The organism is Nocardia sp. JMUB6875 (assembly GCF_041154655.1).
Lineage (GTDB): Bacteria > Actinomycetota > Actinomycetes > Mycobacteriales > Mycobacteriaceae > Nocardia.
Window position 1 is genome coordinate 1 of sequence record NZ_BAAFGR010000426.1, and the last position, 507, is coordinate 507.

Annotated in this window: 1 protein-coding gene; it reads left to right on the forward strand. The window is 67.7% G+C overall.

The window, feature by feature from the left end:
• On the forward strand, positions 1–374 hold a 374-nt coding region (locus ACAM49_RS40380), incomplete at its 5' end, for a DUF5313 family protein (protein ID WP_369640772.1).
• Between the last annotated feature and the right edge of the window lie 133 nt (positions 375–507).

Consider the following 507-nt stretch of genomic DNA (forward strand, 5'->3'; position numbering starts at 1 on the left):
ACCCCACCCAGCCCAATCCCCTTCAGCGCCTGCGCTATATCCTCGGCGGCACCCTCCCGCCATCCATGCGCCAATGGGTGATCGACGACCTCACCGGCCCCGGCGCCGCCCGCCGCTACCTCCTGCGCATCCTCATCCCGATCATCCCGCCCCTGTGCCTGTTCCTGTTCATCCCCGGCCCGCTCTGGATGGGCCTGGCAATGATGGCCCTGCTCTACCTCCCCCTGATCTACTTCACCATCGCCCTGATGTACGTCTTCCGCCGCGCCCGCCTCACCAAACACGGCCTCGACCCGGCCCTGGCCGACCAGCGCGAACGCGACCGCACCGCCGCCGCCCGCGCGGCCTACGAAAAAGCGCACGGCCGCAGCTAGCTCTCAGGCCAGATAGCGGGCGGTGAATTCGGTGAGGATCTGTGAGCCGTTGCCCTTGATGTAGTCCCAGGAGAAGGGGAGTTGTTTGACGGCTTCGTAGGTGCGGGTGCCGGGGGCCACGGGGATGTCGGTG